The sequence below is a fragment of the Streptomyces sp. NPDC031418 genome, assembly GCF_055581605.1.
Genome location: NZ_JBVIJC010000017.1, coordinates 204481 through 212904, shown reverse-complemented (window position 1 = coordinate 212904; position 8424 = coordinate 204481). Strand labels below are relative to the sequence as shown.

Annotated in this window: 7 protein-coding genes; 3 read left to right on the top strand and 4 right to left on the bottom strand. The window is 73.4% G+C overall.

What is annotated here, in order from left to right:
- The first annotated feature begins 156 nt into the window (after positions 1-156).
- From thiE to ACZ5CZ_RS25540, 3 genes are all read left to right on the top strand, one after another.
- Positions 157-804 (top strand): thiamine phosphate synthase, encoded by a 648-nt coding sequence (thiE, locus tag ACZ5CZ_RS25550; protein ID WP_385843979.1) that lies wholly within the window; start codon positions 157-159, stop codon positions 802-804.
- 142 nt (positions 805-946) lie between these two features.
- Positions 947-1870 carry a methylenetetrahydrofolate reductase [NAD(P)H] gene (gene metF / locus ACZ5CZ_RS25545; protein WP_385843977.1) on the top strand — a complete coding sequence of 308 codons (924 nt, stop codon included), beginning with the start codon at positions 947-949 and terminating at the stop codon, positions 1868-1870.
- Between the two features lie 56 nt (positions 1871-1926).
- On the top strand, positions 1927-2829 hold the full coding sequence (locus ACZ5CZ_RS25540) for an SCO2102 family sporulation regulator (protein WP_468946269.1): 903 nt from the start codon (positions 1927-1929) through the stop codon (positions 2827-2829).
- Between the two features lie 15 nt (positions 2830-2844).
- On the opposite strand, the gene ACZ5CZ_RS25535 is transcribed toward ACZ5CZ_RS25540, so the two are convergent.
- From ACZ5CZ_RS25535 to ACZ5CZ_RS25520, 4 genes are all read right to left on the bottom strand, one after another.
- On the bottom strand, positions 2845-4356 hold the full coding sequence (locus ACZ5CZ_RS25535; protein ID WP_468946266.1) for a phytoene desaturase family protein: 1512 nt from the start codon (positions 4354-4356) through the stop codon (positions 2845-2847).
- A 405-nt stretch (positions 4357-4761) separates the two neighbouring features.
- Positions 4762-5391, bottom strand: coding sequence for a TetR/AcrR family transcriptional regulator (locus ACZ5CZ_RS25530; RefSeq protein WP_385843974.1), 630 nt, complete (start codon positions 5389-5391; stop codon positions 4762-4764).
- Positions 5392-5438: 47 nt separating this feature from the next.
- Positions 5439-7523, bottom strand: coding sequence for a YhgE/Pip family protein (locus ACZ5CZ_RS25525; protein ID WP_385843973.1), 2085 nt, complete (start codon positions 7521-7523; stop codon positions 5439-5441).
- The gene (locus tag ACZ5CZ_RS25520; protein ID WP_385843972.1) at positions 7495-8364 is read right to left on the bottom strand and encodes an ATP-binding cassette domain-containing protein; all 870 of its coding nucleotides are present in this window, start codon (positions 8362-8364) and stop codon (positions 7495-7497) included. The genes ACZ5CZ_RS25525 and ACZ5CZ_RS25520 overlap by 29 nt, the downstream gene beginning before the upstream one ends.
- Between the last annotated feature and the right edge of the window lie 60 nt (positions 8365-8424).

Below are 8424 nucleotides of genomic sequence, written 5' to 3'. Positions count from 1 at the left end.
GCGGGCCTGGAAAGAGCATCGCGGCAGGGGGGTGAAGCACTGGGCCGGTGCTCTCCCTGTTGGAGCCAGACCGCACGGGGGGGGGGCGTATGTCCCCCGGGCCCCGCCCGCCACCCGTCACGCCGCCAGGGACACCGACCACCGGGGGGACCCGCCATGTCCGACACCGCCCGCGCCGCACTCGCCGACGCCCGCGTGTACCTCTGCACCGACGCCCGCCGGCGCCAGGGCGACCTCGCCGAGTTCCTGGACGCGGTCCTGGCCGGCGGTGTCGACATCGTGCAGCTGCGTGACAAGGGCATGGAGGCCGCCGAGGAGCTGGCCCATCTGGAGGTCTTCGCCGAGGCCTGCGCCCGGCACGGCAAGCTGCTGGCGGTCAACGACCGCGCGGACGTCGCCCATGCGGCCCGCGCCGACGTGCTGCACCTCGGCCAGGGCGACCTGCCGGTGCCCGCGGCCCGCGCCATCCTCGGCGACGGCGTCCTGATCGGCCGCTCCACGCACGCCGAGTCCGAGGCCGCCGCGGCCGCCGTCCAGGACGGTGTGGACTACTTCTGCACCGGACCCTGCTGGCCCACCCCGACCAAGCCCGGCCGGCACGCGCCCGGCCTGGACCTGGTCCGCTACACGGCCGGCCTCGGCACCGACCGCCCCTGGTTCGCCATCGGCGGCATCGACCTCGGCAACCTGGACCAGGTGCTGGACGCCGGCGCCCGCCGGGTGGTCGTGGTCCGCGCGATCACCGAGGCCGACGACCCGGGTGCCGCCGCGGCGGAGTTCGCCAAGCGGCTGCGGCAGCTCTGAGGGGCATCTGAGGGGTGTCCGCGGGGCGGCTGTCCGGATTTCTGTCCGGATTTCTGTCCAAGGGGTGGACAGAAGGACGGCAAATCAGGCAAATTTGCGAGATCCGGTTGGGTGACCGCCCACCCCTGGCTAACCTGCCCGTATGGCCCTCGGAACCGCATCCACCAGGACTGATCGCGCCCGCACGATCCGCGACATCCTGGCCACCGGCAAGACGACGTACTCGTTCGAGTTCTCTGCGCCGAAGACCCCCAAGGGCGAGCGGAACCTGTGGAGCGCGCTCCGGCGGGTCGAGGCGGTCGCGCCCGACTTCGTCTCCGTGACCTACGGCGCCGGCGGCTCCACCCGCGCGGGCACGGTCAAGGAGACCCAGCAGATCGTCGCCGACACCACGCTCACCCCGGTCGCCCACCTCACCGCGGTCGACCACTCCATCGCCGAGCTGCGCAACATCATCGGCCAGTACGCGGACGCCGGCATCCGCAACATGCTCGCCGTGCGCGGCGACCCGCCCGGCGACCCCATGGGCGAGTGGATCGCGCATCCCCAGGGCCTGACCTACGCGGCCGAACTCGTCCGGCTCATCAAGGAGTCGGGCGACTTCTGCGTGGGCGTCGCCGCGTTCCCGGAGATGCACCCGCGCTCCGCCGACTGGGACACCGACGTCGCCCACTTCGTGGACAAGTGCCGCGCGGGTGCCGACTACGCCATCACCCAGATGTTCTTCCAGCCGGAGTCCTACCTGCGGCTGCGCGACCGGGTGGCGGCCGCCGGCTGCGACACCCCGGTCATCCCGGAGATCCTGCCGGTCACCAGCGTGAAGATGCTGGAACGGTTGCCGAAACTCAGCAACGCGCACTTCCCGGATGCCCTGAAAGAGCGGATCCTCACAGCGAAGGACGATCCGGCGGCGGTACGCTCCATCGGTATCGAGTTCGCCACGGAGTTCTGCGCACGGCTGCTGGCCGAGGGAGTGCCCGGACTGCACTTCATCACGCTCAACAACTCCACGGCGACCCTGGAAATCTACGAGAACCTGGGCCTGCACCACCCTCCGCAGGCCTAGACCGGCCACACCGCCGTACGACACACTGCGGAACGGCCACTGGGAGAGGGGCGTACATGGGCTGGACGGTCCTCTACATCGCGTTCGGCGTCGTCGCACTGTGGTTGCTGGGCGAGGTGCTGCTTCAGTACAAGGCGCGGCTGCGCTGGCGGCTGCTCGCCTTCGCCGGCTTCCTCGGTGTCGTGCTGGGTGTGCTCATCCCGTCCGTCATCGTGATCGGCCTCGGCGCGATCGCCTTCGCGGTCGGCCAGACCTACGTCACGCTGTCGTTCCGCCGCGGCTTCGCGGCGGGCTGGGCGGTCAAGCGGCCCGAGGCGGAGTCCGGCGGCGGCAGCAAGCGCCGCCGCGGCCGGGCGGACCGGCAGGAGGCGCCCGTGGCGGGCACCGGGCCGGAGCCCGCCGCCGACGAGCCGGGCCCGGACCAGGACGCCTACGGCACCCCGCAGGGGGGCTACGAGGACTACGACCGCGACGACGTCTTCACCCCCGCCCAGCCGCTCCCGCACGCCGCCGCCGAGACCACCGCCGTCTACGAGCCGCAGCCGCTGCCCGAGGACACCGGCAACTACGGCGTCTACAGCGACACCGCCTACTCGAACCCCACCCAGCCCCAGGCCGGCGAGCAGCAGGCGTACGCCTACGACTACTCGGCCTACGGCACCCAGGGGTACGGCTACGACTCCGGCGGCCAGCAGCAGGGCTACGCCAACTACTCCGACCCGTACATCGGCAGCCAGTCCTACGGCGGCGGCGCCTACGACACCGGCTACCAGCAGCAGGGCTACGCCCAGGACCCGTACGCGGGCGGCGGCTACTCCGAGACCCCGCCCGGCGGGGTGTGGGTGCCGCAGCAGCGCACCGACGAGACCCACGGCGGCGAACTCCCGCAGGAGCAGCCGTACCCGTACCACGGCCAGCCGCAGCCGGGCGCCGAGTACGGCGAGCAGTACCGCTTCTGAGGCCCCGCGGCCCGCTCACTGCGAGCCGCGGAACTCCGGGCCCTCCACGATCAGCCCCGCCACCAGCGCGCCCGACATGCCCGCGTGCGCGAGCCCGCCGCCGGGGTGGGACCAGCCGCCCGCCCGGTAGAGACCGGGCAGCCGGGTGGTGTTCGCCGGGTGCAGGAAACGCCCCTGGCCGGCGGCGAGGGCGGGAGCGGGCACCGCCCCGAGGGAAGCGCCCGTCTCCTCGGCGGTGTGGGCCGGGGTGCGCACCTCCTGCCACAGCACCCGGTCCGGCAGCCCCGGGACCGCCGCCCGCGCGGCCTCCAGCACCAGGTCCGTGTACCGGCGGACGGTGTCCGGCCGGTCCCAGCCGGCGTCGGCCGGCACCACCGCGGACAGCACCACCGACTCGTGCGCGTCGTCCGGTCTGAGCGCCGGGTCGTCGGGGCGCAGCACCGTCACCGTGGGACACTGGGGCAGATCACCGCCCGGAGAGACCAGGAAGTCCAGCTCCGCCTCCTCGTCCGGGGCGTGGACCACCGTGCGGTGCACGGCGTCCGCCTCCCGGCCGCCGCGCAGGGCCAGCGACACGGTGAACCGCCCGGGCCGGAACGCGTCGGCGGCGGCCCGCACATCGCCCTCGGCGTCCAGCGGATGCCCGGTCAGCGCCGCCAGCCGCGCCGGATGCACATCGGCCACGACCTGGTCCGCCTCCGCCACCGACCCGTCGCCCAGCTCCACACCGGCCGCGCGGCCGTCCTTCTCCACGATCCGGGTGACCTCGGCGCCGAAGACGAACTCCACCCGCCGCGCCAGACACCGCTCGTACACCGCGCGCGCCAACTCCCGGATCCCGCCGCGCACATACCAGGTGCCGAAGGCGTGCTCCATGTACGGCAGCACCGCCGCGCTCGCCGGGGCGCTCCGCGGATCGAGGCCGTACCCGAGCACCTGGCTGTACAGCAGGGCTCCCAGCCGCTCGTCGCGCAGCTCCCAGGCGGCGATCTCGGCCGGTGTGCTCGCCCGGCGGGTGCGCAGCAGCCGCTTGTGCGGGACGGCCGGGTACGGCTCCTTCACGGCCAGCACCTGCCAGTCGGGCCACAGCGGCTCCTCCAGCAGCGGGCGGCGGGTGCGGTCCCAGGCCTCGCGGGCGCGGATCAGGAAGTCGCCCCAGCGCTTGCCCGCACCCGCGCCGAGCGCCTCCTCCAGCGCCGCGACGACGCCCCCGCGCGAGGCGTTCGGCAACCGGACCTCGGTGCCGTCCGCGAAGAGGTGCCGCGAGGACGGGTCGACCTGGACCAGTTCGACGCAGTCCTCCAGCGGCTCCCGGCCGGTCTTGACGAACAGGTCGCGGTAGACGGCGGGCAGGGTCAGCAGCCCCGGGCCGGTGTCGAAGGCGAATCCGTCGCGCTCCAGCCGGCGCACCGCGCCGCCGTACGTCTCCGTACGCTCGTACACCGCCACCCGGTGGCCCGCGACGGCCAGCCGGGCAGCGGCCGCCATCGCGCCCATCCCGGCGCCGATCACCGCAATCCGTGCCATGCCTGCGACTTTATCGACCCGCACCGACCATCCGGTCCGCGGGCCGGTCCGCGGGCCCGGGTGCGGGCTTCTGAGTACCCGTACCTAGACCGCGAGATGAGTACCCGCGCGGATGGGCCGGGGCCCGCGCGGGCGACACAGTGGAGGCACGGCAAGGGGCGCGGCCCGGCACCGCCGGCACGGGGCGGCGGAACGGCGCCCGCCACCTGGCCGCTCCTTCCGCCGATCCGTCGGCGGAAGCGAGACGGGGGACCCGGGGACGACCACCCACGGGGGACAACGGGGACACCGTGCGGGGGAGCACGGTGCGGTACGGGGAGCGGGAAGGCGCCGGTCCGGTGACGGGCCGGCGCCTTCCCGCGTCCGCCCGTCCGCCTTCACCCCTCGCGCTGCTCGCCCGCCGGCTCAGGCCCGCCCGCTGACCCGGCCCTGGAGCAGCCGGGACAGCGCCGCGTGCACATCGTCCAGGGAGCGCTCCGGCTGGAAGGACTTCCAGTCCAGCGCCGCCACCAGCACCATGCCGACCAGCGCGGCCGCCGTCAGCGGGATGTCGATCTCGTCGCTGAACTCGCCGCCCGCCACGCCCTCGCGCAGCACGCCCTCGACCACCGCGACGGCCTCCTGCCGGACCACCATCAGCGTGGACTGCCAGGCGCGGTTGGTGCGCCACAGCTCGGCCACGTAGAGCTGGGTGAAGGCCGGGTAGCGGTCGATGAAGACCAGCCCCGCGCGGACCATCGCGTCCAGCGCGTCCACCTTGCTGCCGCCCTGGGCGGCCGTCCGCTCCGCCGCCTCCTGGAGCGAGGCGGTGAGCAGGCCCACTCCGTGCCGCAGCAGCTCCTCGAAGAGGACCGACTTGCTCGCGAAGTTGTAGTAGACCGTGCCCTTCGCGACCCCGGCCCGCTCGGCGATCTCGTCCACCGTGGTGGCGGAGAAGCCCTGCTCGGCGATGAGCGTGACGGCCGCCTCGTAGAGCTTCTGCCGGGTGGCCTCGCGGCGTGTACTCCCGCCCGACCTGGCGCTGCTGCTTTCCATGGGCCAGATTCTCACAGGTACGCGCGTGTGCGGTGCGCTCCCGGGGGTCACAGGCTCAGCTCCGGGTGCAGCCGGTCCAGCGTCCACACCTGGCGGCGCCGGGCCGCGAGCGCGGTGAGCGCGAGGGCGCCCGCGGTGAACGCGGTGAGCACCGCGCACGCCTGCCACACCGGGCCGAGCCCGCCGCCCGTGATCAGCCGGCGCAGCGCCGACACGACGTAGCTCATCGGCAGGTACGGGTGGATCGCGGAGAAGAAGCCGGGGCTGGTCTGCACCGGGTAGGTGCCGCCCGCCGAGGTCAGCTGGAGCATCAGCAGCGCGAGGACGAGGATCCGGCCGGCCGCGCCGAAGCGGGCGTTCAGCCACTGCACGATCGCCGCGAAGCACGCGCTGACCAGGAACAGGAAGCCGACCGTGCCGCCCGCCCGCTGCATGTCCAGCCCGACCGCCCAGTGCAGCACGGCCATCAGGGCCGCCACCTGGAGCACGCCCACGGCGACCACCGGCAGCCAGCCGGCGAGCGCGATCCGCCAGGCCGGCGCACCGGCCGCGAGCGCACGCCGGTTGAGCGGCGCGATCAGCATGTAGGCCACCATCGCGCCGACCCACAGGGACAGCGGGATGAAGTACGGGGCGAACCCGGTGCCGTAGTTCGGCGCCCGGTGCAGGTCGTGGGAGGCCAGCTGGACCGGGTCGGCCATCACGCCGGTGCGCTTGTCCCGGTCCTGCCGGTCGTAGTCGGGGATCTTCCTGGCGCCGGAGTGCAGCCCGCCGGCCAGCTTTCCGGAGCCGTCGGAGAGCTTGTACAGGCCGCCGTTCAGGGTCTCGGCGCCCGACTTCGCCGTACCGATGCCCGTGTCCAGCGCGGTGGCGCCGGTCTGGGCGGTGCCGAGCCCGGTGTGCAGCTTCTTGGCGCCGGCGGCCACCTTCTGGGCACCGGCGTTCAGCTTGTCGATCTTCTTGACGGCGTCGCCGACGTCCTCGGCCAGGTGCGGTGCGCGCTCCTGGAGGGCCTCGGCCTGCTTCTGGAGGGTGGCGAGGTTGGCCCGCATGGTCGTCAGGTCGCCGTTCTGGTCGGCGATGAGGGTGTTGAGGTCGTCGGCGACGCCGGCCACATCGGTGGCGGCGGTCCGGGCCTTCTTCAGCTCCGGGCAGGCGGGGTCGGGCACGGTCGCGGTCTCGCAGCGGGCCGTGTAGACGTCGCTCAGGACCTTCGCCGAGGCGTGCGCGGCCTTGGCGGCGCCGGGTGCGGCCTTCACCAGCGTGTCGAGGTTGTCCTTGACGGTCTTGGCGGAGTCGGCGACCAGCCGGGCGGTGTCCCCGATGGTCTTGCCGTTGTCGTTCAGGAACGGGCCCGCCTTGGCGTAGACGCCGTCGACCTTGTCGGCGAGGGCCTGGGTGCCGTCGGCGACCTGCTGCGAGCCGTCCTCGAGGTCGCCGGCGCCGGTGTTGAGCTTCTTCAGGCCCTTGAGCAGCTTTCCGCTGCCGGTCTTGGCGTCCTTCAGCCCGTCGGCGAGGTCCTTGGAGCCCTTCTCCGCCTTGCCGATGCCGGTGTCGAGCTTGTCGGCGCCCTCGGCCGCCGTGACCGTGCGGTCGTGGATGGTGGAGAAGGAGACGAAGATCCGGTCCAGGAAGGCCCGGGAGGACTTGGTCGACGCGGCCGTGCGGATCTCGCTGAAGACCGAGCGGGAGATCTGGCCGACGATGTAGTTGTTGGCGTCGTTGGTGCGCACCTGGAGGGCGCCGGCCACCGGGGTGTCGCCCGAGCTGGACGCGATCCGCCTGCTGAAGTCGCGGGGCATGGTCAGCGACAGGTAGTAGGTGCCGTCCTCGACGCCCTTGCGGGCCTCCGCGTCGCTCACCCGGTGCCACTCGAAGGTCCGGCTGTGGCGGAGTCCGGCGACGATGTCGTCGCCCGCGGTGATCTTCCTGCCGTCCGCGGTGGCGCCCTTGTCGTCGTTCACCAGGGCCACCGGGATGCGGTCGAGCCGGCCGTAGGGGTCCCAGAAGGAGCACAGGTACAGGGCGCCGTAGAGCAGCGGCAGCACGAGCAGCGCGATGAGGGCGGCGCGCGGCAGCCGGCCGCGGCCGAAGCGCCTCAGCTCAAGCGCGGCCAGCCTCGGTGAGCGCATCACCGGCGTCCTCCTTCCGCTCGGTGTGCGGCTCGGTGTCCTGGTGCACGGTGCCGGCCGGCTCGGTGTCCTCGTCGGGGGTGGCGGCCGGTTCGGTGTCTTCGTCGGGGGCGCCGGTCGGCTCGGTGTCCTTGCCGGTGGTGCCGGTGGTGCCGGCGCTGCCGGTCGGCACGGTGATGCAGTCCTCGGGGGCCGTCCGGCACACGGCGGCCACCGTCGTCCCCGCGCGCGTGAGGGACCGCAGCAGGTCCCAGACCTCGGCGCGCTCGGCGTCCGAGAGCTTCGTCTCGATGTCGTCCACCCCGAGCAGCCGCGGCCGGCCGAGCAGGGCCAGTGCGATGGACAGCCGCAGCTCCTGGAGCCGCTCCAGGTCGCGTACGGCCGTCCGGGAGCCCTTGGGCAGTTCTTCCAGGTCGAGCCCGGCGGCGGCCAGGGCCGCGTCGATCCGCAGCCTCGCCTCGTGCGTGCGCTGGGGGCGGGGCCGCAGCAGCTCGCGCAGCGAGTCGCCGAACCGGCGCTGGAGCAGGGCCCGCTCGCGCAGGTGCTCCCCGACGGTCAGCGCGGGCTCCAGGTCCGTCACCCCGGCCACCCCGGCGACCGCGCTGATCCGGCGCAGCGCGGCCATCTGCCGGGGAAGTTTGGCCCCGCCGACGATGGCCACTCCCTCGGTGGGCTTCATCCGCCCGGTGAGTGCGAGCAGCAGACACGTACGGCCGGAGCCGGACGGTCCCTCGATGGCGATCAGCGAGCCGGGCTCCGCGGTGAAGGTGATGCCGCGGAAGGCCCACCCCCGCGGCCCCTTCAGCCCGAGGCCCTCGGCCGTGACGTCGACGCCGTCCACAAGCCCCCCTGCCTGGTTCCCGTATTTTTGAACTGACTGGTCAGTTCAAAAATACGCCCG